Origin of the sequence: Halorubrum trueperi, assembly GCF_042662525.1 — an archaeon.
In the GTDB taxonomy this organism is placed as follows: Archaea; Halobacteriota; Halobacteria; order Halobacteriales; family Haloferacaceae; genus Halorubrum; species Halorubrum trueperi.
Genome location: NZ_JBHSXI010000023.1, coordinates 46790 through 71857, shown reverse-complemented (window position 1 = coordinate 71857; position 25068 = coordinate 46790). Strand labels below are relative to the sequence as shown.

23 protein-coding genes are annotated in these 25068 nt (G+C 68.6%); 15 read left to right on the top strand and 8 right to left on the bottom strand.

Annotation, left to right across the window (positions count from 1 at the left end; translation table 11 throughout):
- Positions 1 to 116: 116 nt before the first annotated feature.
- Both ACFQEY_RS15545 and ACFQEY_RS15540 read right to left on the bottom strand, forming a co-directional pair.
- The gene (locus ACFQEY_RS15545; protein ID WP_379770313.1) at positions 117 to 2831 is read right to left on the bottom strand and encodes an AAA domain-containing protein; all 2715 of its coding nucleotides are present in this window, start codon (positions 2829 to 2831) and stop codon (positions 117 to 119) included.
- Between the two features lie 140 nt (positions 2832 to 2971).
- Positions 2972 to 3346: a hypothetical protein gene (locus ACFQEY_RS15540; protein WP_379770310.1), complete on the bottom strand. Its 375-nt coding sequence runs from the start codon at positions 3344 to 3346 to the stop codon at positions 2972 to 2974.
- Positions 3347 to 3829: 483 nt separating this feature from the next.
- On the opposite strand from ACFQEY_RS15540, the gene ACFQEY_RS15535 reads away from it, so the two are divergent.
- Complete coding sequence (locus ACFQEY_RS15535) at positions 3830 to 4381, top strand: hypothetical protein (protein WP_379770308.1); 552 nt, start codon at positions 3830 to 3832, stop codon at positions 4379 to 4381.
- Between the two features lie 469 nt (positions 4382 to 4850).
- Here the strand turns inward: ACFQEY_RS15535 and ACFQEY_RS15530 are convergent, their stop codons facing one another.
- Positions 4851 to 5762 (bottom strand): 1,4-dihydroxy-2-naphthoyl-CoA synthase, encoded by a 912-nt coding sequence (locus tag ACFQEY_RS15530; protein WP_379770306.1) that lies wholly within the window; start codon positions 5760 to 5762, stop codon positions 4851 to 4853.
- Positions 5763 to 6089: 327 nt separating this feature from the next.
- On the opposite strand from ACFQEY_RS15530, the gene ACFQEY_RS15525 reads away from it, so the two are divergent.
- The 3 genes from ACFQEY_RS15525 to ACFQEY_RS15515 are packed head-to-tail and all read left to right on the top strand — an operon-like array spanning position 6090 to position 8754.
- On the top strand, positions 6090 to 7112 hold the full coding sequence (locus tag ACFQEY_RS15525) for an ABC transporter substrate-binding protein (RefSeq protein WP_379770304.1): 1023 nt from the start codon (positions 6090 to 6092) through the stop codon (positions 7110 to 7112).
- Complete coding sequence (locus ACFQEY_RS15520) at positions 7112 to 7915, top strand: ABC transporter permease (RefSeq protein ID WP_379770302.1); 804 nt, start codon at positions 7112 to 7114, stop codon at positions 7913 to 7915. The genes ACFQEY_RS15525 and ACFQEY_RS15520 overlap by 1 nt, the downstream gene beginning before the upstream one ends.
- A gap of 11 nt (positions 7916 to 7926) precedes the next feature.
- Positions 7927 to 8754, top strand: a complete 828-nt coding sequence (locus ACFQEY_RS15515) for an ABC transporter ATP-binding protein (RefSeq protein ID WP_379770300.1) — start codon at positions 7927 to 7929, stop codon at positions 8752 to 8754.
- Positions 8755 to 8765: 11 nt separating this feature from the next.
- On the opposite strand, the gene ACFQEY_RS15510 is transcribed toward ACFQEY_RS15515, so the two are convergent.
- Positions 8766 to 8927 (bottom strand): hypothetical protein, encoded by a 162-nt coding sequence (locus ACFQEY_RS15510; protein WP_379770298.1) that lies wholly within the window; start codon positions 8925 to 8927, stop codon positions 8766 to 8768.
- 126 nt (positions 8928 to 9053) lie between these two features.
- Here ACFQEY_RS15510 and ACFQEY_RS15505 point away from each other — a divergent pair, with 126 nt between their 5' ends.
- Positions 9054 to 9974 (top strand): universal stress protein, encoded by a 921-nt coding sequence (locus ACFQEY_RS15505; RefSeq protein WP_379770296.1) that lies wholly within the window; start codon positions 9054 to 9056, stop codon positions 9972 to 9974.
- 192 nt (positions 9975 to 10166) lie between these two features.
- The gene (locus ACFQEY_RS15500) at positions 10167 to 10565 is read left to right on the top strand and encodes a helix-turn-helix domain-containing protein (protein ID WP_379770293.1); all 399 of its coding nucleotides are present in this window, start codon (positions 10167 to 10169) and stop codon (positions 10563 to 10565) included.
- 79 nt (positions 10566 to 10644) lie between these two features.
- Here the strand turns inward: ACFQEY_RS15500 and ACFQEY_RS15495 are convergent, their stop codons facing one another.
- Both ACFQEY_RS15495 and deoC read right to left on the bottom strand, forming a co-directional pair.
- On the bottom strand, positions 10645 to 10869 hold the full coding sequence (locus ACFQEY_RS15495) for a hypothetical protein (protein WP_379770291.1): 225 nt from the start codon (positions 10867 to 10869) through the stop codon (positions 10645 to 10647).
- Positions 10870 to 10952: 83 nt separating this feature from the next.
- A complete protein-coding gene (gene deoC / locus ACFQEY_RS15490; RefSeq protein WP_379770289.1) occupies positions 10953 to 11591 on the bottom strand; it encodes a deoxyribose-phosphate aldolase in 639 nt (212 codons plus the stop codon).
- A gap of 239 nt (positions 11592 to 11830) precedes the next feature.
- Here deoC and gatD point away from each other — a divergent pair, with 239 nt between their 5' ends.
- The 4 genes from gatD to ACFQEY_RS15470 are packed head-to-tail and all read left to right on the top strand — an operon-like array spanning position 11831 to position 15989.
- A complete protein-coding gene (gene gatD, locus ACFQEY_RS15485) occupies positions 11831 to 13144 on the top strand; it encodes a Glu-tRNA(Gln) amidotransferase subunit GatD (protein ID WP_379770286.1) in 1314 nt (437 codons plus the stop codon).
- A complete protein-coding gene (locus tag ACFQEY_RS15480; RefSeq protein WP_379770285.1) occupies positions 13141 to 14391 on the top strand; it encodes a GNAT family N-acetyltransferase in 1251 nt (416 codons plus the stop codon). Before gatD ends, ACFQEY_RS15480 begins: the two co-directional genes overlap by 4 nt.
- 56 nt (positions 14392 to 14447) lie before the next feature.
- Complete coding sequence (locus tag ACFQEY_RS15475) at positions 14448 to 14663, top strand: hypothetical protein (RefSeq protein WP_379770283.1); 216 nt, start codon at positions 14448 to 14450, stop codon at positions 14661 to 14663.
- Between the two features lie 45 nt (positions 14664 to 14708).
- Positions 14709 to 15989, top strand: coding sequence for a DUF6498-containing protein (locus ACFQEY_RS15470; RefSeq protein ID WP_379770280.1), 1281 nt, complete (start codon positions 14709 to 14711; stop codon positions 15987 to 15989).
- A gap of 11 nt (positions 15990 to 16000) precedes the next feature.
- Here ACFQEY_RS15470 and ACFQEY_RS15465 read toward each other — a convergent pair whose 3' ends face one another.
- A complete protein-coding gene (locus tag ACFQEY_RS15465) occupies positions 16001 to 16522 on the bottom strand; it encodes an HPP family protein (RefSeq protein WP_379770278.1) in 522 nt (173 codons plus the stop codon).
- 169 nt (positions 16523 to 16691) lie between these two features.
- Between ACFQEY_RS15465 and ACFQEY_RS15460 the strand changes: the two genes are divergently transcribed.
- The 3 genes from ACFQEY_RS15460 to ACFQEY_RS15450 all read left to right on the top strand — a co-directional run bounded on the left by ACFQEY_RS15460 (position 16692) and on the right by ACFQEY_RS15450 (position 21557).
- Complete coding sequence (locus ACFQEY_RS15460) at positions 16692 to 17747, top strand: A24 family peptidase (RefSeq protein ID WP_379770276.1); 1056 nt, start codon at positions 16692 to 16694, stop codon at positions 17745 to 17747.
- 577 nt (positions 17748 to 18324) lie between these two features.
- Entirely contained in the window at positions 18325 to 19227 is a 903-nt protein-coding gene (locus ACFQEY_RS15455) for a Vms1/Ankzf1 family peptidyl-tRNA hydrolase (protein WP_379770274.1), read from the top strand.
- 119 nt (positions 19228 to 19346) lie between these two features.
- Positions 19347 to 21557: a hypothetical protein gene (locus ACFQEY_RS15450; protein ID WP_379770271.1), complete on the top strand. Its 2211-nt coding sequence runs from the start codon at positions 19347 to 19349 to the stop codon at positions 21555 to 21557.
- Between the two features lie 126 nt (positions 21558 to 21683).
- Here the strand turns inward: ACFQEY_RS15450 and ACFQEY_RS15445 are convergent, their stop codons facing one another.
- Positions 21684 to 22730 carry an alpha/beta fold hydrolase gene (locus tag ACFQEY_RS15445; protein WP_379770268.1) on the bottom strand — a complete coding sequence of 349 codons (1047 nt, stop codon included), beginning with the start codon at positions 22728 to 22730 and terminating at the stop codon, positions 21684 to 21686.
- A 251-nt stretch (positions 22731 to 22981) separates the two neighbouring features.
- Between ACFQEY_RS15445 and ACFQEY_RS15440 the strand changes: the two genes are divergently transcribed.
- On the top strand, positions 22982 to 24598 hold the full coding sequence (locus ACFQEY_RS15440) for a sulfatase-like hydrolase/transferase (RefSeq protein WP_379770265.1): 1617 nt from the start codon (positions 22982 to 22984) through the stop codon (positions 24596 to 24598).
- Complete coding sequence (locus ACFQEY_RS15435; RefSeq protein ID WP_379770262.1) at positions 24598 to 25020, top strand: GtrA family protein; 423 nt, start codon at positions 24598 to 24600, stop codon at positions 25018 to 25020. The genes ACFQEY_RS15440 and ACFQEY_RS15435 overlap by 1 nt, the downstream gene beginning before the upstream one ends.
- Positions 25021 to 25068: the final 48 nt, after the last annotated feature.

The window sequence follows — 25068 nt, the reverse complement described above, 5'->3', positions numbered from 1 at the left end:
TTATAAGCGATCGTCGCTTCGATCATGTCATTTTAAATACCTCATCCCCACAACGATCTGCAACACTTACTCCCGTACTCGCTCACCGGTGTACACGAATCGGGTCGATAACCGTGTCACTGCCGCGCCCAGCCGAGCATCCGCGCATAGAAGGGGTCCGAGCCGAGCGCGTCGGCGTCGCCGACGAGCGTCAGCTGCTTTTTCGCCCGGGTGAGCGCGACGTTCATCCGACGATAGTCCTCGAAGATCGGCCCGTCGAGGTCGCCGGTCGCGACCAGCGAGACGACGATCACCTCCTTCGAGGAGCCTTGGAAGCGGTCAACGGTGTCCACGGTGACGTCGGTCCGCCGACTGATCTCCGCGACCTGCGCCCGGAAGGGGGCGATGACGCCGATATCGTCGGGGTCGACGCCGGCGGCGACGTAGGCGTCGACGATCGCGGCGACGCGCTCGGCCTCTCGGACGTTTCGGTTGCCGTCACGAGCCCCGTCCGGATCGACGAAGCTCACGCCGCCCGTGAGTTCGGGGCCGAGGTCGGCGGGATCGACACCGAGATCGCGGAGGGTCTGTCCCGCGACTTCGGGGGTCGCCGGGCGGAGCGCGCCGTCGTAGAACTCGGCGGAGGCGAACGCCTGAATGCGCTGGCTCATCCGGTACTGGCGGTCGAGCATGACGCTCGCGTCGGGGTACGTCTCGATGAGTCGCTGAAAGAGGGAGGTCTGAAGGTCGTTCTCGGCTCTCACGACCGGCGGGAGCTGCTCGTGGTCGCCGACGAGGACGAATCGATCCGCGAGGTTGATCGCGGCGTGAGTTCCCGGCTCCGTGATCTGGGAGGCCTCGTCGACGAGCGCCACGTCAAACTCGCACTCGCGCATGACGCGAGAGCCGCAGGCTGCCGTGGTCGCGGCGACGACGGGGGCGTCCCGCAGCTTGGCGGCCTTCGCGTTGGGGTCGCCGCGCTGGACGAGCCGCACGTCCTGCATATCGCCGCGGACGCCGGTTTCGGTCCCGACCCGCAGTACATCATCGAACCCCTGATCGCGGAGGGCTTCGAGGGCGTTGTCGACCGCCCGGTTCGTGAACGCCGAGAGCAACACCCGGTTCCCCTCGGCGACGAGCGCGCGGATCGTCCGGGCGATGGTGTACGTCTTTCCGGTTCCGGGCGGGCCGTGGATCAGCGCGCAGTCCTCGGCGTCGACGGCGAGCTCGACGGCGGCGTTCTGGGACGCGTTGTTGTCGATGTAGGCGTCCGGAGGTGCTTCGGACGCGCCGGCCTCCCCAGACGGCCGGTCGCGTTCGCCCCGAAACGCGGGCTCACGCCGCCCGAACAGCACGTCCTTGCGCGCCTCGCTCCCCTTTAAAACTGCGTCGTGGAGCGCGGTGAGCGAGCGGTCGACGGAGATCTCCGAGGGATAGACGTCGAGCCGGCGTAGCTCGACCGGCTCGTCGGTTTCGACGACGACTTCGTCGCCGAGTTCGGTGATCCGGCCGAGTTCGGCGTGCCCGCCGACCGGGTCGCCGTCGCTCGCGAGCGCCACGTCGCCCTCGCGGAGTTTGGAGACGGCGTCGTCCGGTTTGCGGGCGCGAAGCTCCCACCGGGCGTCGTCGATCTCGGCCTGTGCCACCGGTTCGAGGTCGATCAGCGCACGGTCGTCCGCGGCGCGCTCCGCCGCCGACTGTTCCCACAGCTTCCGGTACTCCGCGTGGGTCTCGCGGCGCTCCTCTTCGAGGGCCGTGTAAAAGCGATCGAAGTACGCGCGCTCTTCGTCGGGAACGGGCGATCCGACCGCGCCCGCCTTCGACTCCTGATCGAGGCGGCCGGAGACGACCATGCAGGTGTCCTGCTCGAAGCAGTACTGGCACGTCGCGTCGGCCTCGTACCCGGTCGGGACGGTGGGGCGCTCGCCGGGCTCGTTGAGCGCGCGCCACTCCATCGCGGCGAGCGCGTTGCGTTCGCGGACGACGAACTGGAGCAGGCCGTTCCCGACGGAGAACTCCTTGGCCGGCGCGAGGTCGCCGGTCTCCTCGTTGCGGTCGAGCGCAGTGTTTTTCGTATATAAGAGGGTCCCGATGTCGGGATCAACGCCGCGCTCGTCCAACATGAGTGCGTAGCAGGCCGCCTGGATCTTGTCATGGAAGCGCGGCTCCCGTTTGGTGTTCTTCCCGGTCTTCAGTTCGACGGGGGTGCCGCGGCGAAGCGCGTCGGCGCGCCCTTTTAATCCGAAGGTGGGAGAAATGAGGGTGAACTCCGACCGCCACGTGTCTCCGTCGGTGAGGGTGCCCTGCGAGAGCCATCCCTCGATCGCGGCCGCGTTGCGCCGGACCTCGTCGGCGACTTCCTCCGGCTCGTAGCCCAAGAGCCCCAGTTCGAGGCCCGCCTCGTCGACGCGGTCGGCGATCGACTCCTCCACGTCCATCCCGCGGAGCAGGTCGCCGAACACCTCGTGGACGATGGTCCCCTTGACGACAGGGTAGTTGAGCGGGATCCCTGAGAGCTTGTTCAGATAGTACATCCGCGGGCACTGCACCCACGAACGGATCCCCGTCACGTCGACGAGGAAGTCGGGTTCGAGGACCACCCACGAGTCGCCCGTCGTGGCGTAGCCCGTCTCGCCGCCGAACTCGTCCGCTTCCGCGTCGGTAACGAGCAGTTCCATGCCGACTTCGGCGTGATCCGCTGTCTCGGTCCACTTGCCCCACAGCGTCACGTCGACGGGGTCGCCCGCGCCGCGGTCGGGCCGGATCCGAAGCTCGCGGAGCTCCCGGTCCCCGTACGACGTCGACACCATCCGCGCCTCCCCGACAAAGCAGATTGGCCCCCGAACGTTCACGGCCGTCATCGTCGTCGGCGTGGAAAAACGCTGTCGGTGCCCCCGCTTCGGGGGTTGTGGTCGTCCCGTCGTCGGGCGGGGTATCGCCAGTCGTCGGCCGGTTGTAAGCCTTCAGAAGGAAACGGCGGACGCCGTTCGGTTCACGGCGGATGGGAAACGGATCCCATCTCGGGGAGCCTGAGCTGTTCGGTCTCGGCGTCGACGGCCACCCCGAGGACGCTCCGGAGGTGGCTCCCGCAGAGGCGCGGCGTGTCCGAGTCGACCGGGAGCGACTCGTGGCGGATCTCACCGTCCGGGGTCTCGACGAACTCGATCTCGCGTAGCGCCAGCGCGAACCGTCCGCTGTCGCCACAGAGGAGGCACCGGGAATCGCCGCCCCACTCCCCGTGCTCGAAGGTTTCGCCGAAGTGGGTTCGCTCGCACGGGCGACAGTATCCACCGAGGACCGTCCCGTCGTGAATGTCGACCACGGCCCGATGGTGGGCCTCTCTCGTCTCACACGACGAACATCTCATTCCATTGATCCTCCGATCGGAGTGAACGTTCCACGAAGCGGAAGATAAATGTGGCCACCTCCCTGAAAGTGGTCAGATATTTCGCACGCTCGAAACGACGACCCGTCGCAGTCGCGTGGTTTTTGAATTTGTATCAGTGATTATACTCGAAACGAAGGGGGCGACAGCGACCGTCACGGTCCCGAACGAATTTCCCGTAATCCCCCGTCTCTGGCGATCGCTCGTTGGTTTCCGCTCAGACGAACCTCCGCATCGGGTGCAAACGACGAATCGGCTCGCATCGCAGCGGATCGGCTTGCGTCACAGTGGATCGGCTCGCGTTGCAGGGGATCGGCTCGCGTTGCAGGGGATCGGCTCGCGTTGCAGTGGATCGGCTCGCGTTGCAGTGGATCGGCGTGAATCCGTCCGTTGCTCGCGTTCGCCCAGTTCGCGAGCGCGGAAAATCGACATTCTCATGCCCGTGAGTCCGTTACTTCGTACCGTATGCGCGTTCGAGACTGGGACAACATCCTTGCGGACGTCGCTGGCGGATCGGCCGATCCGGACGGGTGGCGTGCCGTCGCCGGTTCACGGCACGGGGGGCTCGGTGAGGACCTCTACGTCGGTCATCCGAGCGTCGGCGTCTACCACCTGAAGACGTACGCGAAGAACCCTCGCGACCTCCGTGGGGTCGGCACGCGGGTCGCCCGACGCGTCGACGACGAGCTCGACCCGCTCTTACCAGACGACGAGGCGGCCGGGCGCTTCGCGGTGCAGTCCCCGCCCGAGGACGCAGCGCAGGCGAAGGACGTGGCGACCCGGCTGCGCGAGACCCTGAAGGTCCACGCGGAGACGCCGACGAGTCCGGACCATTTGTTCGAGGACGTGATGGAGGCGGTCGACTCCCCCGCGTTCGGCCCGATGGACTACGAGTTCGACGGTCGGCCGGACGAGCTCGACGAGCTCTCCGACACCTTCGACGAGGCCGAAGCGCTGCTCTCGGCCGAGCTGGAGGACCTGATCGACGCCGACGACGTCGATCGCGGATTCCACTGATTGCGTCGGTCGATTGTCGGACCGGTGGCCTCTCCGGAGAAGTCGATCGATCGCTTATAAATTTCCGATGGGGCGAGGAACGTGCACAGCGTCGTCTATTTATAACTGGTTGTTGCTAGCGCGGCGAACACTTGCAACGCCCCAGTCGCTCGCTTATAAGCAGTCGACGGTGCGGTGACCACTTCCAAAGCCCCAGCTGCGACGGCTCACGGCTTCGTCGCCGGCGGCGCAGCGCCGGCGACTGCCCCTTGGAGCCCCACCCCGCACCGCAACCGCCCCGCACCGCAACCGCCCCGCACCTCACGCCTCCCCAACCTCGCCGTGGCCGCTTATAAGCGGCCACGGGCTCCCTCGCGGGCTCTTCGCGACCTGTCGGCCGCTCGGAGGCGCGCCACCGCACCGAGAAAATTGGGGAGTTACTTATAAACAACAACGCTCGTTCACAGTCTAACAGGTGCTCGCGTAGCGGTTAGTAGTGCCACGGGTACTCCCGGAATCCAGGCTCGCGCTTCTCAAGGAATGCGTCTCTGCCTTCTTGGGCTTCGTCGGTCATGTACGCGAGTCGAGTCGCTTCGCCGGCGAACACTTGCTGGCCGACCATGCCGTCGTCGGTCATGTTGAACGCGTACTTCAGCATGCGCATCGCGGTCGGCGATTTCTCGGTCATCTCGTCGGCCCACTCGATCGCGACGGCCTCCAACTCCTCGTGCGGGACGACCTCGTTGACCATTCCCATGTCGGCGGCCTCCTCGGCCGAGTACGTCTTCCCTCGGAAGAACACTTCGCGGGCCTTCTTCTGACCGATCTGCTTCGCCAGGTACGCGGAGCCGAACCCGCCGTCGAAGGAGGCCACGTCGGGGTCCGTCTGGAGGAACTTCGCGCGCTCGTCGCTGGCGAGCGTGAGGTCACAGACCACGTGCAGCGAGTGGCCGCCGCCGACCGCCCAGCCGGGGACGACCGCGACGACGGGCTTCGGCATGAACCGGATCAGACGCTGTACTTCGAGAATGTGCAGCCGGCCCGCGCGCGCCTCCCTGACCAGCGGGTCGTCCTCGTCGCCCGCCTCGTCGTCGTCGCGGTACTCGTACCCGGAGCCACCCCGAACCGACTGGTCGCCGCCCGAGCAGAACGCCCACCCACCGTCCTCGGGAGCGGGACCGTTGCCGGTGAGGAGGACGCAGCCCACGTCCGCCTGCTTGCGCGCGTGATCGAGCGCGGCGTACAGCTCGTCGACCGTCCCCGGCCGGAACGCGTTGCGAACCTCGGGACGGTCGAACCCGATCCGAACGACCGGTACGTCGACGCCGCGGTGATACGTGATGTCGTCGAACTCGTCCGTGACCGGCTCCCACGCGTCGGGATCGAAGATCTCCGAGACCATGCCCCACCATCGGCGGGCGGGTTCATAAGGCGGACGGGTTCATACTCGACGCCGAAGGTATCGCCGAGGACGGGTCGTTGCCGGTGTCTCGCGTTCGCCTAATGGCGTTCGACGAATGGCGTTCGACCAACGGCGTTCGACGGGTCGATGTCGACGATATTTCGCAATTATTGCTCTTACCAATGACAACCAGAAAGAAGTTGTATTCCTCTTTGACCTCGGGTATATGCTCTGTACCGGGCGTACTCTCTGTTGATGCTCGTCATGGGTACACGCCCCAGTTGCTGGTGGCGCGAGGGTATTGCGCTTGCGACGGCTTGGACACGTATGTACGAGCGAAACGCTCCAGCCTCGCGGCGGTCCTTTCTCGCCGCCGCGGGTGGGGCGACGACCGTCGGCCTCGCGGGCTGTCTCGGCGGCGACGGCGGACCCGACGAGCTGACGGTCGCGCACATGCCGATCTACCCGGACCTCCAGTGGTACGTGATGGAGGGCGAGGGCTACTTCTCAGCGATCGACGCCGAGATCGACGGCCAGGAGTTCACAGACGGGCCGGCGATCGTGCAGGCGTTCGGCGGCGGCGAGATCGACGTCGCAATGTTCGGGGTCGTGCCGGCGATGATCGTCATCGACCGCGATATCCCGGCGCAGGTGACAGCGGCGAACATCCGCGAGCCGATGGGAATCATGGCCGAGTCCTCGTTCCACGACACCTTCGAGGAGCAGGGTGCCGACGCGTTCGCCGCGTGGGAAGCCGAGCACGGCGAGCCGTTCCGCTTCGGTACCTTCCCGCAGGGAAGCGTTCCGGACGTCCTGCTCCGCTACTGGCTTCAGGAGGCCGGCGTCGATCCCGAATCGAACGACGCTGTCGAGATCATCGAGATCAACGGGGCCAACGCCGTCTGGCAGGCGATCGCCAACGACGAGATCGACGGAACCTCGATCATGGAGCCGGTGCCGACGATCGCCGCCGAGGAGGACTCGTCCGTGACGATGCTTCGGACGGCGGCCGACGTCCTCCCGGGCCAGCCGGCCGCGGTCACGCTGATGAGCGACGAAGTTCGCGACTCGCCGGTCGCCGCGCAGTTCCTCGAACAGCACGTCCGCGCCACCGAGTTCATCGGTGAGAGCCCAGACGCGACCGCGGCCCACGTCGAAGCGGGGATCGGAATGCCCGCGGACCGGGCTCGGACGGCTCTCGACTCGCCGCTGTCGAACTTCATCACCGACCCCAACGAGATCACCGACGCGACGCAGGTGTTCTCGGAGTTCGCGGCCGACAACGGACAGATCGACGAGCAGCTCTCGACCGAGGCGATCTTCGACCTGAGCATCTACGACTCGCTCTGATGGCCACCGACACGGAAGGCGGATTCGACGGGAACGAACTGCGTGACGGGGTCGGCCTCGACGATCCGAGACGACTGCTCCGCGGGACTGCCGGCGTCGTCGGATTCGTGACGCTGTGGTACCTCGCCTCGCTCACGCAGCCGGCGTACGTGCTCCCGTCGCCGGCCGCGGTCGCGGCGACGTTCGTCGAGGAGCTGGCCTCCGGGACGATGACCGCCGCGCTCTGGTCGAGCGTCCGCCACTGGGTCCCGGGCACCGTCGTCGGCACCGCACTCGGCGTGGGCGCGGGCGTCGCCTTCTCGTGGAGCGGGCTGCTCGACGACGTGACAGCGCCGCTCGTGCGGACGCTCCGACCGGTTCCGCCGCTCGCGCTGATCGGCTTCGCGATCGCCTGGTTCGGGATCAACGACGCCGGCGCGGCGTTCATCATCGCCGTCGGCGCGTTCTGGATCAACTTCTACGCGGCCTACGGTGCCGTCGAAGACGTCTCCGAAGACCTCCTCGACGTGGGACGAACGCTCGGAGTGCGCGGCGACATCGACATGGTTCGGTCGATCGTCCTCCCCGCGGCGCTACCGGGGATCACGACCGGGATCCGAACCGGGCTCGGCCGCTGTTGGATGCTCGTCGTCGCCTCCGAGATATTCGGCGTCCCCGGGATCGGTCGGGAGATCCTGCGCGCGAGCAACAACCTCCTCGTCGACGCGGTGATCGCGTACATCCTCGTGTTGAGCCTGATGTACCTCCTCGTCGACGTGGCCTTTCGGGCGGCCCAACGGAGGGTGTTAGTGTGGCGGGCGTGAACGGAGGCCCGATGACCGGGTGTGATGGCAGCGATGGCGGCCGCGACGACCGCGAGAAAGACGGCGAGGCCGAGAGCCACGGCGACGCCAGCGTCGACGTCGACCGGGTCGGAAAGACGTACCGCGGGGACCGCGACGGCGACGCGGTCCGTGCGCTCGACGACGTCTCATTCGCCGTCGACAAGGGCGAGTTCGTCTGTCTCGTCGGCCCCTCCGGCTGTGGGAAGACGACGCTGTTCCGGATCATCGCCGGGCTCACCGACGCCACCGACGGCGAGATTCGTCTCGCCGGACGCACGGTTACCGGACCGACGACAGACATGGGCGTCGTCTTCCAGGAGTACCACCTGTTCCCGTGGCTCACGATCGAGGAGAACGTCGGGTTCGGGCTCGAACGGAGCGACCGCTCCGCGGCCGAGCGCGAGCGGCGAGTGGACGAGATGCTCGACCTCGTCGGGCTCGCCGAGTTCCGGGGGTCGTACCCGAAGTCGCTCTCCGGCGGGATGAAACAGCGCGTCGCCATCGCGCGAGCGCTCGCCGTCGATCCCGAGCTCCTCCTGATGGACGAGCCGTTCGGCGCGGTCGACGCGCAGACCCGGGAAATGCTCCAGCGCGAACTGCTCGACGTCTGGGAGTCGACCGGGAAGACGGTCCTGTTCGTCACCCACGACGTCGCCGAGGCGGTGACGCTCGCCGACCGTATTGTGGTGATGGCGGCGGAGCCGGGCCGAGTCGAGGAGATCGTCGACGTCGACGTGGACCGGCCCCGCGAGCGCGGCGATCCGACGTTCGGCGAGCACGTCGCTCGCGTCCGAGAGCTGATCGGTGCCGGGCCCTGACCGCTCCGACGCTACGCGTCCTCGCCGACCGCGGCGGCCAGCTCGTCCATCCTGGTGCGAACCACCGACAGGGTCGCATCGGCGTCGGCGTACCCTTGGTCGTAGTCGTCGAGCGCGGACTCGGTCTCGTCGAGGAACCGTTCGACCGCCGCCTCGATCGATTCGTCGCTCATCATCTCCAATTCAGTCGCCCTCGGGTTATACCTCCCGGCCGGTGGTTTTATCTCCGCCACGTTAGTATTGTGTAGTATGCGAATTATTATTCGAGAACAAGCGGCCGAGCGCGGGGTCGTCCGGCGATGACTGCGGACGGGGCGGAGCCCGAAGCGAGGGGGGTCGAGGAATTCGGTGGCGACGGATCTTCGGCGGTAGACGGAAAGACGGCGGTGATCGCGACGGACCTCTCGTCGGCGAGCGAGTCGATGATCGAGTCAGAGACCGGGTTGGGCTGTCTCCGTCGGATCGGAGTCGATCGGCTCCACCTCGTGACGGTCGTTCCCGCGAACGTTCACTCGGGAATGCCGGGGATGGGGTTCCAGAAGCGGCGGAAGGAGGCGCTCCGTCGATACCGATCTCGGGTCGAGGACGCGGGATTCTCGGTCGAGACGCACGTCGTTCGGGGGACCCCGCACCGCCGGATAAACGGGATCGCCGGGTCCGTCGGGGCCGACCTAGTGATGGTCGGATCTCGCGGGAAGAGCCCGCTGGAGAACCGGGTGATCGGGTCGACGGCGCGGAACCTCGCTCGGACGACGGTCGTGCCACTGCTCGTCGACCGCATCGAGCGCGGCGTCGACGATCCGGGGACGATCCGCAGACACCTGTTCAGGCGGACCCTGTTCGCGACCGACTTCTCCGAGAACGCCGAGCGCGCGTTCCGGTCGTTCGAGTACCTCAGGCACGCGACCGAGGAGGTTACGCTGGTCCACGTCGAGTCGTCGAAAGACGACACGAGCGGCGGCGACGGTCCCGAAGCGCGCCTCGCCGACCTCGCGGAACGGCTCGACGACTGGGGGCTCGACGCCCGCACCGAAGTCCGTCGCGGCGACCCCGCCGACGAGATCCTCGCCGCCGAGGCGGACCACGATCCGAGCACGCTCCTGCTCGGCTCTCGCGGCCGCAGTCGCCTGCGTCGGCTCCTTCTCGGTAGCGTCTCCGAGGACGTCGTCGCCCGGGCCGCGGGGAACGTATTCCTCGTACCCCCGCCGCGAACGGCGTGACAGCGCGGCGCTCCACGGTCGTTATTTAAAGAGACACGGACGGTAGCGAAGGCGATCACCGCTACCCAACTCACCCGCCGATTGGTGCACTCGCGCGGTTGATCGGCGCGTCGGAGTTAGCAGGATGTCGCAAGATTGTGTTATCCACACACAAGCCTTTTAGGCGTCCGATTCGTACTCGCGGGTAATACCATGCCAGATTCCTTGTCGGAGCAACTCCAGCGGGATATCCAGTGTGAGGGGTTACTGGAGTGCTTCCACGGGCTCAAGCCGCTCGACCGGGAGTGTTTCAGCGTGCTCGTCGAGAGCGAGGAGCCGATGACGATCGACGCGGTCGCGGAGGCCGTCGACCGCGAGCGCTCGACGGCCTACCGGTCGGTTCAGCGGCTGCTCCAGACCGGATTCATCACCAAAGAGCAGATCAACTACGACCAAGGCGGCTACTACCACGTGTACTCGCCGACCGACCCCGAGAAGATCACGGACGAGATGCAGCGCATGCTCAACGACTGGTACGCGAAGATGGGGCAGCTCATCCAGGAGTTCGAGGAGAAGTACGATCAGACGGAATCCGTGCAGGCGTCGAGCTAGCCGAACCCCTCCGCAATCGCAACGCTACGAAATTTTTTTCTTGGCGTCTGCGTGACCGCCGTACCGTTCGAATTTCGACTCAGCGGCGGCGCAGGGCGTACGCGGCGTAGCCGACCGCCACGAGCAGTCCCGCCGACAGCAAGCTTCCGAACACCGCGGGCGAGGTGGTGACGTAGTCGCCGAACGGGTCGGTCAGCGCGAGCACGCCGACGATCAGCACGACGGCGATGAGGATGCCGACCGCGCCGAACGCCTTGAGCGCGGCGTCGAGGTTCAGCCGTGACGATTTCGCTCCGTGGCTCATACTTCCACATAGGGGCGTGACCTACAAATGCGTACCACGGGATTCCCACGGGGAGGGAACGGGAGACGACGTCGCGAGGTCGGTCACCGCGGGTAGCCGTCGACGATGGCGACGCCCGACGAGGCACCGATACGCACCGCGCCGGCGTCGAGCATGGCCATCGCCTCCTCGTACGACCCGACGCCGCCGGAGGCCTTCACGGGAAGGTATTCGCTCATCAGCTCGACATCCTGGACGGTCGCACCGCCGTCGGCGAACCCGGTCGACGTCTTCACCATGTCTGCGTCGGCGTCGACGGCGGCCTCGCACGCGCGGCGCTTCTCGGCGTCGGTCAGGAGGGCCGTCTCGATTATCACCTTCACGGGAATCGGCACCGCGGCGACGACGTCGGATATCTCGGCGGCGACCGCGTCGTCCTCGCCGGCTTTCAGCCGGCCGACGTTGATGACGAGGTCGATCTCGTCGGTGCCGTCGTTCCACGCGGCGACCGCCTCGTCGCGTTTCGCGTCGGGCGCGTGCTGGCCGTGCGGAAACCCGACGACGGTCGCGATCGTCCCCGGCGCGTTCCCGTAGTCGGCGGCTTCGGCGACGTAACAGGGCGGGATGCAGGCGTTCATCCCGCTGTCGGCGGCCTCGTCGAGGACCGTCTTCACGTCGGCCCACGTCGTCTCCGGGCCGAGCACGGTGTGATCGATGCTGGCGGCGAACTCGTCGCGGTTCATGCAGCGACGGTGGGTCCGACGCTTAAAAGGCGTACGGGGTCGACGTGTGGATCGACGTGTGAGGTTGGGGTCGACGTGTGACGTCGGGGTCGACGTGCGGGGTCGGCGCGGGGCGGGCAACCGGCCGTTCCGTTGGAGTCTCGGCGATCCTTCTGTTCTCCTTCCGGCGAGTTCTCTCCGTCGGTCACTCGCGTCGCCGAACGGTTGGATTCAAGTCCGCCGCAGGGGAACCGGTTGGTATGCAACCGGGAGATCGCGTCCGCGTCGACCGCGGGGACGTCACGAACGAGGGCGTACTGCTCCCCTCGACGACTCGCGACCACCTCGTCGTCAAGCTCGACGGCGGGTACAACGTCGGCGTCGACCGCGACGAGGCCGACGTAGAAGTGCTCGAATCCGGTGCCCGCGACGTCGACGAGGGCGCTGACGCCGGCGGCGGCGAGGCCTCGGAGATCACGTTCGACGAGGATCTGCCGACGATCTCGCTCATTTCGACCGGCGGGACCATCGCCTCCACCGTCGATTACCGGACGGGCGCGGTCACCGCGCAGTTCGACGCCGAGGACGTGCTCCGGGCCGTCCCCGACCTGGCCGGGCGGGCGAACTACCGCGGCCGGGTCGTCGCGAACATCCTCTCCGAGAACATGGATCCGTCGATCTGGCGCGACCTCGCCGAGGCCGTCGCGTCGGAGGTCGCGTCGGGAGCCAACGGCGTCGTCGTGATGCACGGCACGGACACGATGCAGTACTCCGCGTCCGCGCTCTCTTTTATGCTCGACTCGCCCGTTCCCGTCGTCTTCACCGGGAGCCAGCGCTCCGCGGACCGACCCTCGTCGGACAACGTGATGAACGCGGTCTGTGCCGTCGAGGCCGCGAAGGCCGACCACGCCGAGACGCTCGTCTGCATGCATGCAAGCCAGTCGGACGACGCCTGCGCACTCCATCGCGGCACCCGGGTCCGGAAGAACCACACCTCCCGCCGGGACGCCTTCGAGACGATCGGTGCGAAACCCCTCGGCGTCATCGACTACGAGGCCGCCGCCGCGGCGGGAGCCGACGGCGACGCGGCCGACGCGGCGATCGACTGGAACCGCGAGCCGCTCCCGCGCGGCGCGGACGGCGCGACCGACGCCGACGTCGACGTCGACGCCTATCTCGCGTCAGATCTCGACGGCGACGTCGAGCTGGTGAAGTTCACGCCGGGAATGGACCCGGCGGCGTGGGACTACCTCGACGGGAAGTCGGGCGTCGTGATCGAGGGGACCGGGCTCGGACACGTGCACACGGACCTGATCCCTCGGATCGCGGAACTGGTCGAGGACGGTACCGTCGTCGCGATGACGAGCCAGTGTCTCGACGGTCGCGTCTGCGATCGCGTGTACGACACCGGCCGCGACCTGCTGGACGCGGGCGTCGTCGAGACTGGCGACACCCTCCCCGGCACCGCGACGGTGAAGCTGATGTGGGCGCTGGCGAACACCGGCGACGCCGCGGACGCGATGCGCCGCGACCTCGCCGGGGAACTGACCGAGGAATCACAGCCCTGGCGATGACGCCGTCGCCCTCGTCGACCGAGGCGGTCGTCCGCGAAGCCCGCCCCGCCGACGCCGACGCCGTCGCCGCCTTCACCCGGGACACGTGGGGCGAGCGGCACGCGGACTACATCCCGCGCGTGTTTCCCGAGTGGGCGGCCTCAGACGACCCGGACCGCGGGACCTTTGTCGCGACGCTGCCGCCCGCAGCCCTCGCCGAGAGCGACGTAATCGCCGGGAACGACGCAGTCACCGGGACCGACGGCGACAGGACCGACGGCGACACCCTCGTCGAGGGGGACGGCTCCGGGGTGGCCGACTCGGGCGAGCCGGAGGCCGTCGTCGGGTGTATCCAGGGCGTCCTGCTCACGGAGTGGGAGGCGTGGGGGCAGGGGATCCGCGTCGACCCCGCCGCCCGCGGGTTCGGCGTCGGCACCGCCCTCTCGACCGCCGCGCTCGACTGGGCCCGCGACCGAGGGGCGACCGTCTGCCGGAACATGGTGTTCTCGTGGAACGTCATGGGGCTCGGGCAGTCGCGCGCGGTCGGCTTCGAACCGGCGACGGAGTTCCGGTTCGCGGAGCCGGTACCGGACGCGAGAGCGACCGACGCCGCGAACGAGTCCGGCGGCGCGGCGGCCGGGGCCACCGACGAGGCGGCCGGGACCACAGGCGCGTCCGAACCCCGCTCCGTCGACGGTCCGGATCCGAACGCGGCGTGGGCGTTCTGGGCCGACAGCGACGCCCGCGACCACCTCCGGGGGCTCGCGCTCGATCCCGACGAGTCGTGGGCGTGCTCGGAACTCACCCGCGAGCGGTTGGCGACCGCGGCCGCCGAGGACCGGCTGATAGCCGTCGCCGGCGCGGACGGCGAATTCGCCGGCTTCGCCGTCCGAACCCGGATCGCCGGGCGACCCGCTGCGAACGCCGAAAGTGCCGACGACGACAGCGCAGAAAGCGACGATGACGAAACCGACGACGCCGAGCCCGAGCGAGTCGCCGTGTACGGCGTCTCGGCGTGGCGCGACATCGAGGCGGCCGGCGTCCTTTATAATCAAATCGCTGCGGACGCCGCGGACGTCGCGGCCGACGCCGTCCGCGTGTTGATCCCGGAGACCGTCGAGCACGTGAGTGACACGGGTGCGAACCGGATACCGGTGGCCGGCGAGCCGGATTTCGTCATGAGTGCCGACCTCACCGCGCGTGGCGCGGGGGACGGTGGAGGCGACGGTGGCACGAACGGCGCGAACGGCACGAACGGCGGTTTATAAGCGAACGCGGCGAGACAGCCGACGATTTATAAGCGACGGTCGCCGAATCGACGGCAATGCCACTCCTCTCCGGGGTCCCGCTCCCGTGGTCGCTCCCGCTCACGCTCGTGATCTACGGCGTCGTCGTCGCCGCCGCCGCGTGGATCTACCGCGACGCGAGGGCGCGCGGGAACCGATACGCGATCGCGTGGGGGGTCGCGACGCTCGTGTTCACCATCGTTCCGGTGCTCGCGTACATGTACCTCCACCGCGACGCGGGACCGACGAGGTGATCCGCACCGATCACTTATAAGAACGGACTCGGATCGCCCGAACGGATGCCCTCCACCGACCGCCTTCCGTCCCCGCGAGCCCTCACTCGGGGTCGCCGTCCGCGGGCAATCGCTCTCTGCGTCTCCAACCTGCTCCCGCTCGCCGGCGTCGTCGCCCTCGGGTGGAGCGCGACCGCGCTCGTCAGCCTCTACTGGTTCGAACTGGGGATCGCCTCGTTCTGGGCGGTCGTCCGCGCGCTGTTCGCCGGCCGGCCCTCGGAGATCGACCCCAACGCGCTGATCGTCGGCCCACTGGCCGCGAGACGCGCCGCGCTCCCCGTTCCCGGAACCCAACTTCGGATCCGGCTCTCGACGCTCCTCGTGCTCCCGATCGTCGTCCCGGTGCTCGCGGCCGTCTGGCTCGTCGCCGGAACCGTCACCGTCGGCGTCGCCGTCGACGGCGGCCTCGCACCCGCCAAACTCGATTCGGTTGCCCTCGCCGCGCTCGCGATCTTTACGACCGAGGGGGCGACGACCCTCGTCGACTACATCTATAACGGCGAGTACCGGGAGCACAACGCGCAGACCGCGATTCAGGGCGTCTTCGTCAGGGGCGGCGCGGTGTTCGTCGGAGGGCTCTTCGCCGTCACGCTGATCGGTGCGTCGACGGTTGGAACCGACGCCGAACTGTCGGCGGTCGACCCCGGCGCGGTCGGGCTCCCGCTGCTCGTCGGAATCGTCGGCGTCAAGTTCGCGTTCGATCTCGCCGGGCTGTACCGCGATCGGCTCGCCGCCGTCGACGAGTCGTCGTCGCTGGAGATCGGCTGGGCGTACGACCCGCCCGCCGCCGAAAATCCCGTCGCGGAACCGCTTTCGAACGCCGATCGCCGAATTCGTCCGACCCTCAGGGGCCGGCTGCTCGGGGGGCTGGCGAACGCTCCGCGGCATCCGGGGATCGCGTACATCGGCGTGCTCTGTCTGCTCGTCGCCCTCCTCTTCTCGATCGGAGGCGTCTGGCCCGTCGTCGCGCTCCTGCTTACCGCGAGCGTCGCGCTCCCCGCGCTCCTCCTCTCTCTCGACTACTGGTTCCGGTACGGGACCGTCGAGTACCGCGTCGGCGACGGCGGGCTCGTCGCCTACGACCGTCTGTTCGACGCGGCGCTGTGGCGGGTCGAGGCGTGGGACGAGACGGATCTCCGCGTCGAGCGCGATCGGCTCGACGCCCGGCTCGGCACCGCGACCGTCGCGATAGAGCTCCGCGATCGCGAGATTGAGGTTCCGCGGCTTGCGGACCCCGAGCCGGTGTGTTCGGTCTTCGACAGGCGAGCGGAGCGGCCCGACGACTAACCGCGGGCGGGTCAGCTCTCCTCGGACCGGTACAGCGGGTGTGAACCGCCGACGAGTCGCTTGAACGTCCGGATGACGAGCGCGTGGAAGCCGACGAGCACGACCACGCTGGCGACGATGATCGCCACCTCGAACGGGGTCGAGAGAAGTCCGAGCGACACGATGAGCGTCGTCGCGCAGGCGGGCGCGTGGACGGCGTCGGTCGCGATCATCCCCCAGCTCGTCGCCACGAGCGAGACGGTCGCACTGGCGGTCAACCGGAACCCCTCCGGCGAGAACGCCGGCGGCGTCGCGGTGAGGGAGACGCCCGCCGCGATCAGCGACCACGCCGCCAGCCCGGCGACCCCGCCGATGAGGTGACTGCCGACGATCCGGGCCGATCGGTCCGGTTCGCTGCGGCGGTCGAACGCGAGCACGAACGCCGACGGCCCGAGGCTGGGGAAGACGAACGGTTGGCCGGACCCCCACGCGATCGCGCCGAGGACGGTGAAGAGGAGGCCGGCGTAGAGGCTCGTTCCGACGCGACGGCGCATTGCCCGGGAATCAGCGGGCGGCGCACAAAGTACCGACGGATCCGCACCGGACCGATCCAATCGATCGGTGCGAGAGCGGGCCGACGCCGGCCCGAACGCACCGTCGCGGAGTATCGATATCGATACCCGAACCCGAACGCCTAATTGGGCCCGCGCCGCCCGTGGTGACATGTTCGCGACCCTGCCGGACGTTCTCCGCCTGTTCGTCGTTCCCGTCTTCGCGTGGGCGGCGCTGCGGGACGTCCGGACCCGCCGACTCCCGAACAGGCTGTGGCCGCCGCTGTACGCGTTCGGGGCGCTGCTTCTGGTCTGGGAGACCGCCCTTCTCTGGCCTCTCGCGGGATTCGAGGGACGGCTGTTCCTCGTGCAGGCCGCGATCAGCCTGTGTTTCGTCGCGCCGCTCGGCTACGCGTTCTGGTACCTCGGCGCGTTCGGCGGGGCCGACGCGAAGGCGCTGATCGGGCTCGCGATCCTCTTTCCGACGTTCCCGACGTACGAGATCGCCGGCGCGACGTTCCCGCTCGTCGACACGCAGCTCGGCGTGTTCTCGATGACGATCCTCACCAACACGGTCCTGCTCGGGCTCGCATACCCGATCGGTCTCGCCGGGCTCAACCTCCTTCGAGGGGAGCGCTCGGTGATGATGTTCCTCGCGCGGCCGGTGGCGACCGACTCCCTGCCGGATCGTCACGGACGCTTATTCGAGGACGCCGACGGGCCGACGCGGAGCGGGCTCGACCTCGACGCGCTTCGAATGTACCTCCGGTGGCGCGGGATCACGCTCGCGGATCTGCGCGCGGACCCCGACCGCTTCCGCGACCCGGACGGCGTCGGCGAGACGTTCGACCCGACCGACGGCGGCACGCACGTCGGGCCGCGAACGGACGGCGGAGTGCGGGATTCGACTGACGGCGGAGTGCGGGATTCAACTGACGACGGAGCGCGGGAACCGGCTGACGGCGGCGCGCGGGAACCGGCTGACGGCGAGTCGTCGTCACCCGAGGACCCCTGGGCCGCCGAGCGGTTCTTGGACGAGATCGATCGGGGTGCATACGGAACCGACGCCGACACGCTGCGCGGGGGGCTGGCGGTCGTCGCCCGCGAGGATCGGGTGTTGGTCTCGCCCGGGATGCCGTTCGTCGTCCCGATGGCGGTCGGACTGGTCGTCTCGCTGACGTACGGGGACGCCCTGTTCGCGGTGCTCGGTGCTGTCGGGATGGTGTGAACCGTCGTCGTTGAATTTTCTGATAGCTGATAGCTACGGGCGCACTTTGGGATCAATACTGGAATAGCGGTGAGCGATTCCGGGAGTAGGCATCTCGGTGTGTTGGGGTGATCGGTTATACGTGAGAGAGCGGTGTTGCCGGCGGCTGTTTATAAACCGTTGCTGGCGCGGTGAACTGCTGTGTTTCTGACGTTGAGTGTTTATAAATGGGTGCTGGGGCGGTGACCTCTTCCAAAGGGACAACCAACCCCACCGCACCGCACCCGCACCTCACGCCTCCCCAACCTCGTCAGTCGCCTCGCGGCGACTGACTCCCTCGCGGGCTCCTCGCGCTCGCTTATAAGCGAGCGCTCGGAGGCGCGCCACAGTACCGCACGTTCATTTATAAGGAGTCGTCGCTGCCACGCTCATTGCTTTTAACTACCACGTCGCCGGCGGCGGTCTGCAATACCCTCTCCCGTAGTCCGTCGATCCCGAGACAGTTTCCAAGGATCCGCCGCCGGCTCTTATAAACCACGTCACCGCAGCGGTCCCGACCAGACGCACCTTTTAGGTCGCCGGGGGTCGCGCATCCGGTATGATCGACAGGCTGCTCGGCCGCGCCGCGCTCAAAGATCGGATCGCCGAGCTGGAAGAGGAAAAGCGCCACCTCGAACGGCGGGCGGCGGCCGAGGAGGAGCGCCGATCCGACGCCGTCGCCGATCGGCAGCGCGCCGAGCGGCGGGTCAACGAGCTGGAACACCGGATCGAATCGCTGGAGGAGCGGCTGGAGCGTGCGGACGACGACGAGGAATCGGTCGCGTTCCGCCGGGTGAGCGACCGTCGCGGAGCGCGCCTCGATGACGCCCTCGATCGGCTGCGCGCGGTCGAGAGCGACGACCCTGAGGGGTTGCTCACAGCGTTCGTTCCCGACGGCGACGCCGTCCCGGAGAGCGTGTCAGACTGGTTCGGCGACCGGACCCCCCTCGTCAGGCGCGCCGCGCCCGCGGTGGTCCTCGCCGACGATACCGGTGCCGTGAGCGCCGCGATCACGCCGCCCATCGAACCGGTTCCCTTCGATCGGTGGAGCGACACGTTCCGGCTGGAGGCCTCGTGGTTCCGCCCGGCCGGTCGGTTCGCGTTCGCGCTGGTGCGGTCGGACACCTTCGCGCTCGGCGTGTACGAGGGCGACGAGCGCGTCTCCTTCGAGGGGTTCACCTCCGAGGTGAAGGAGTCGCACTCGAAGGGCGGGTTCTCGCAGGGGCGCTTCGAGCGACGGCGCGAGGGACAGATCGACGAGCACCTGAAGAAGGCGACGAGCGCGCTGGCTGCCCTCGACTGCGACGCGGATCGAACCATCGCCGTCGGCGAGCGGAGCGTCCTCGGTGAGGTTCGGAGCCACGTCGACGTGACCGACGTCTCGGACGCGACGGGCAAGCCGAAGCCCGCGCTCGACGACGCATTCCGGGACTTCTGGACCGTCAGGTTCCGTGCGATCTGACGACCGGGTCCGCGAGACGGCGGGCGACCGGGTCCGCGAGACGGCGGGCGACGCCGTCGACCGTTCCGGCACCGATCGTCATGAACAGGTCTAAGCCGAACACGCGCGGCGAAACGGGTATGAAGCGTTCGGATCTCGCGGTCGGCGTCCGACTCGTCTCCGCCGCGCTCCTGATCGTCGCGCTGGTCGCGGCGGGGACCGCGCCGGTCGTCGGCGGCGCGGGAGAACTGAGCGGCGTGACCGCCCCGGGCATTTTCGACGGCTCGGACGACCCGACCAGCGCGCCCGGGGCGAGCGTTTCCGGCACCCCGATCGGCGACGCCGGCGTCGTCGCCGCGACCGACGACGAAGACGCCATCCGCCTGCGAAACGAGCTGTTCCTGACCGACGAGGCCGGGACCGTCGGCGTGACCACCCGAGCGCGCGTCCCCGACCGCGTCACCGAGCTGGAGGTGACCGTCCTGAGCGCGAACGACGAGCCGATAGCGGCGGACGGCTTCGAGCGCGCCGCCGACTCGGATTCCGGCGCGACGGTCTGGGCGTGGGACGGCGAGACCGCCGCGCCCTCGCTCACCTACGCGATGGACGCGAACGACACGGTCGAGGAGGACGGCCCGCTCGCCGCGAGCGGCACCTACCGGTTCGTCGACGCCGGCGACTGGGCGCTCGTGCAAGCGCCGCGGATCGGTGCCTCTTGGTCGTACACCGGCGAGTACGACGGGCAGGTCCGACTCGACCGCGAGAACGTCGTCGCGGGCGAGGGTGCCGCCTCGCAGTCGATGGCCTTCCTCGGCGAACACGAGGAGCACGTCCACGAGGCGGACGGCCAGCGGTATCGGCTGATCGTCCCCGACGCCGCCGACCCCGCCGCGTCGCCGGCAGAGGTGTTCGACGCCTTCGACTCGGCGTCAGCCGCGCTCCGGGTCGGCGCGCTCGACGACGAGGTGTTCGCGGTCGCCGCACCGACGGGCGAGGTGTCGTGGGCCGTGCGCGGGCTCCAGACCGGTAACGCGGACCTATGGGTCCGCGACGTCGAGCCGGCCGGGACCGCGGACGACGTCTGGACCCACGAGTACGTCCACACTCGGCAGGCGTTCCGGACCGAGACGAGTGGCCGGTGGATCACGGAGGCGAGCGCGACCTATTACGCCGCGCTGTTCGCACTCGACCGCGGCGAGGCCGGGTTCGACGAGTTCGAGCGGACGCTGGCCAGGGGCGAACGCGAGCCTGACGCGTCTGCCGTGCTTGCGGACCCCGGGACGTGGGAGGGCAACGCCGACTACACGAAGGGGGCGCTCCTCGCCGGCGAAATCGACCGCCGCCTGCGGCTGGCGACCGACGGCGGGGCGTCGCTCGCGACCGTCGTCCGCGACCTCAACGAGGACGACGAGCGGATCACGAACGAGCGGATCCTCGACGCCGTCGAGTCCGCGGCCGCGGAGGGCGGCGACGACGAGGTCGCCGCCGAGATCCGTGCGGACGCCGAACGGCTGACGACCACCCGAGAAGGGGCCGAGACGTGGGACCGCGAAGCCCACGCGGACGCGTTCGGCGAGACGCCGTCGCGGGTCGGCTACGGCCTCGACGACGACGGCGTTCGGGCGACCGGCGAGTACCGCGATCGCCCCGTCGCCCGCGACCCGGTTGAACTCGTTGCGGGCGAGACGCTCGCCCTCTCAGTGATCGCCTCTAACACGGGCGGCGTGGCCGGGACGTACGACCTGTCGCTGACCGTCGACGGCGAGGTCGTCGAAACCCGGAACGGGACCCTCGACGCCGGCGACGAGCGGGTAGAGCGGTTCGAGCGGACGTTCACGAACCCCGGCGAGTACGCGGTCCGGATCGGCGGCGAGACGCTGACGGTCGTCGTTTCGGAACCGGCACCCGTGCTCGTGCGGGGCGTGTCGACCGATCGGGACCGCGTGACGGCGGGGGAGTCAGTGCGCGTGACGGCGACCGTCGGAAACGACGCGACGATCCCGGCCGGCTCGGACGTGGAGATCAGCGTTGACGGGGAGACGGTCGAGACCGTTCCCGTGCGGCTCGACGCCGCCGCCGAGGAGACGATCGAGCGGACCGTAACGCTGGGGGACTCGGACGCTCCGGACGGCTCGGACGCTCCGGGCGGTCCCGGGGAGGTCACCGTACGCGTCGCCGGCCCCGCCGACGCCGCGGAGACGGTGGTAACGGTCGAGCGCGACGGCCCCCTCGGTGACGTCGGCGACGACGACGGAGTCACCGACGGAGGCGTCCCTGGATTCGGCCCCGGCGTCGCCCTCGCGTCGTTGTGTGCGGCCGCCGCGCTCCTCGCGGGTCGAGCGGAGAGATAGCGCACCCGGCGGCACTCCTCCGATTCGCCCGCCGCCCCGTCGTCCCGCCGCCCCGTCGTCCCGCCGCCCCGTCGTCCCGCCGCCCCGCCGCCCCGTCGTCCCGACACCCTCGTCCCGTCGCCCCGACTACTCTCGCGCGCCCGGCGGTAGGGGGTCCGCGTGATCGGCGATCGCCTCGGCGACGCGGTGGGGCTCCTCGTGGACGACCCAATGGGACGCCGTATCGAGCGTCAGCAGTCTGCCGTCGGCGCAGCGGTCGACGCTCTCGCCGGCCATTCGCTTGGTGAGGAATCGGTCCTTCGCGCCCCAGATCACGAGCGTCGGGACCTCGACGGTCGTCGTTTCCGGCGTCGAGCGGTCGCGGACGATTGCCCGGTACCAGTTCACCATCGCCTCGAACGCGCCCTCGCGATTCCACGCGCGACGGTACCGCCGGAAGTCCTCCTCGTCGAACGTGCCCGGGTTGCTCGATTCGCGAAGCCCTCGTACGGCGATCCGCCAATTCCCCGCGCTCGCGACGGCCTCGGGGAGCTTCGGGAACTGGAACGCGAGGATGTACCAGCTCTTGAGCCGTTGGTCCCACGACCGGCGGAGGGTTCGTTCGAAGACAGTCGGGTGCGGCACGTTGACCGCGACGAACTCCGAGACGCGCTCGGCGTGGTGGAGCGCGAGCCACCATCCCACGGCGGCACCCCAGTCGTGTCCGGCGATCGCGGCCGTCTCGCGACCGTACGCGTCGATCAGTCCGACGACGTCTCGCGACAACTCGCCGATCCGGTAGTCGCGAACGGCCGGCGGTTTCGCGGAGAGGTTGTACCCGCGCTGGTCGGGGACGACGACCCGGTACCCCGCGTTGGCCAGCGGCGTTATCGTCTCGTGCCAGCCGTACCAGAACTCGGGAAACCCGTGGAGCAAGACCAACAGCTTCCCGTCCTCCGGCCCCGCCTCGACGACGTGTAACCGGGTCCCGTTCGTCTCCACCGCCCGCGATTCGGCCGATACCTCCTCTGGAATCTCGTCCGCCGGGACCGGATCGGCAAAGGCCTCGCCGCCGCGGAGGCGGTTGTCGCCGTCGCAAGAACTGTCGGCTTCGTCGGGATCGTCGCCGTCGCGAGAACTACCGTTCTCGTCGTATCCTCCGACGTCGATCGGCCCATTGGAGGGGTCGCTCATACCGGCGAATCACCCGCCAGCGGCAAATAGCTACGTTCGCATCCGTCCCCGCGACCGAAATCCTCAAGCCGCTGGCAGTCCGCGTTGGCTTATACTAGTGATTCTGACGCTCGGTCCGACGAGGTGCGGGCCTCTCGCCGGCCTCACTCCTCGATGGACGACTGCGGCGGGTCCCGTCCCCGGAGGGGTCACGACGCCGCCGGTCGGGCCGATTCGCTGTTCGGCGACGTCGGAGACACCCATCGCATAACATGGCACCGGACACGTCACAATCGGAGGGGGGAGTATCGAGCGCGTCAGCGTCCGATTCGGAGGGGGGAGTATCGAGCGCGTCAGCGTCCGATTCGGAGGGGGAGGCGTCGAGCGCGTCGGCTTCGGACTCGACGGTCGCGGACACCGAAGGGTCCGACACCGACATTTCGAACGTCGTTCTGGTCACGATCGACTCGCTTCGAGCTGACGCCATCGCACCCTACGACGTCGACCGCCACTCGCCCGTGATACAGGAGCTCGCCGACGGCGGAACCGTGTTCGACCGGTCGTTCGCCACCGGGAACTGGACGCCGTTCTCGTTCCCGTCGATCCTCGCGTCGGAGCCGGTGTTCTCCCGGAACGGCGACATCGGCGTCGCGGAGTCGCGAACGCTCGCGTCAGTGCTCTCAGAGGCCGGCATCGCGACCGGGGGGTTCAACGCCGCGAACGGTTTTCTCACGTCTCACTGGGGATATCCCGAGGGGTTCGACGAGTTCGAACCGTTCGTCACGAGCGTCGGATCCAGCGTGTACAGCCGGTACCTCGCGGCCCATCCCACGGTCGAGGCGTGGATACAGCTCGCCACGTCCCCGATCCGTCGGCTCGGATCGAAGCTCCGCGGCCAGAGCGACGAGCGCCCCTTCCTCGACGCGTCGCGGATGTTCGACGTCGAGGACGCCGCGACGGGCTTCATCGACGACGCGGACGAGCCCTTCTTCCTGTGGGCGCACTACATGGACACGCACACGCCGTACGTCCCGGCCCCGCGGTACATCCGCGAGGTGTCCGACGGGCTTGTCGGCACGCACCGGATGCTCCACGCCCACACGCGGACGAGCCTGGGCTGGGAGGTCGGCGAGCGGACGCTTCGCGATCTCCGGACCCTGTACCAGGCGACGGTCCGCCAAGTCGACGCCAGCGTCGGGCGGCTGCTCGACGCGCTCGACGCAGCCGGCGTCGCCGACGAGACGGCCATCGTCGTGGCCGGCGACCACGGCGAGGAATTCCAGGAACACGGGCACCTCGCACACTACCCGAAGCTGTACGACGAGCTGATCCGGGTCCCGCTCATCGTGAACGTCCCCGGCGAGGACGGCGGTCGCGTCTCCGAGCACGTCGGACTCGACGCGATCCCCCCGACGGTGGCCGACCTGCTCGGCGTCGAGTCGCCGTCGGACTGGCGCGGGGAGTCGCTCGCGCCGGCGATCCGCGGCGACGAGGAGCCGGACCACGATCCCGTCGTCTCGGTGACCGTCCGCGGCAAGGAGGTGACCGAACAGCCGATCCCGCGGTCGATGGCGGACGGCGACCTCCTCGTGAGCGTTCGGGACGCCGAGTGGACGTACATCGAGAACGCGGAAGACGGCTCGACGGAGCTGTATCACCGCCCGACGGATCCGATCCAACAGGAGGACCGGTCGACCGACCCGACCGACGAGGAGCGGGCGGTGATCGATCGGTTCGCGCCGGTCGCGGCCGAGCACGTCGCGGAACTCCGTGACCGGGAGGCGGAGGCGGCGGAGGCGGCTGCGGACGCGGCCGCCGCCGGCGACGCCGGCGACGACGAGGTCGACGAGGACCTCGAAGCCCGGCTCGAAGCGCTCGGATACCGGTGATGATCCGGGCGATCCTTCGCGACCTCGCGAGCGGACCGATCGCCGTCCAACTCCGTCGCTTCGTCGTCGTCGGAGCGATCACCGCCGGCGTACAGATGGGGCTGCTCTGGCTGTTCGTCGACGCCGCCGGGCTAAACTACCTCGTGGGCGCGACGATCGCCATCGAGTTCACGATCATCCTTTCGTACGTCTTCAACAACGCGTGGACGTTTCAAGCGAATCAGAACACGGGGATAATCGAGTACCTCTCCGGGCTGCTCAAGACGAACCTCGTTCGTGGGACCGCCATTCCGATCCAACTCGGCGTCCTCTTCGTGCTCGTGGAGTGGGGCGACCTCATGTACCTCGTCGGCAACGCGATCGCGATCTTCGTCAGCGGGCTCTACCGGTTCGTCCTCGACTACCAGTGGACCTGGGGGTGATCTATCGAGCGTCGACGAGACACCACGCGTTCGGTGGGAGCGACGCAT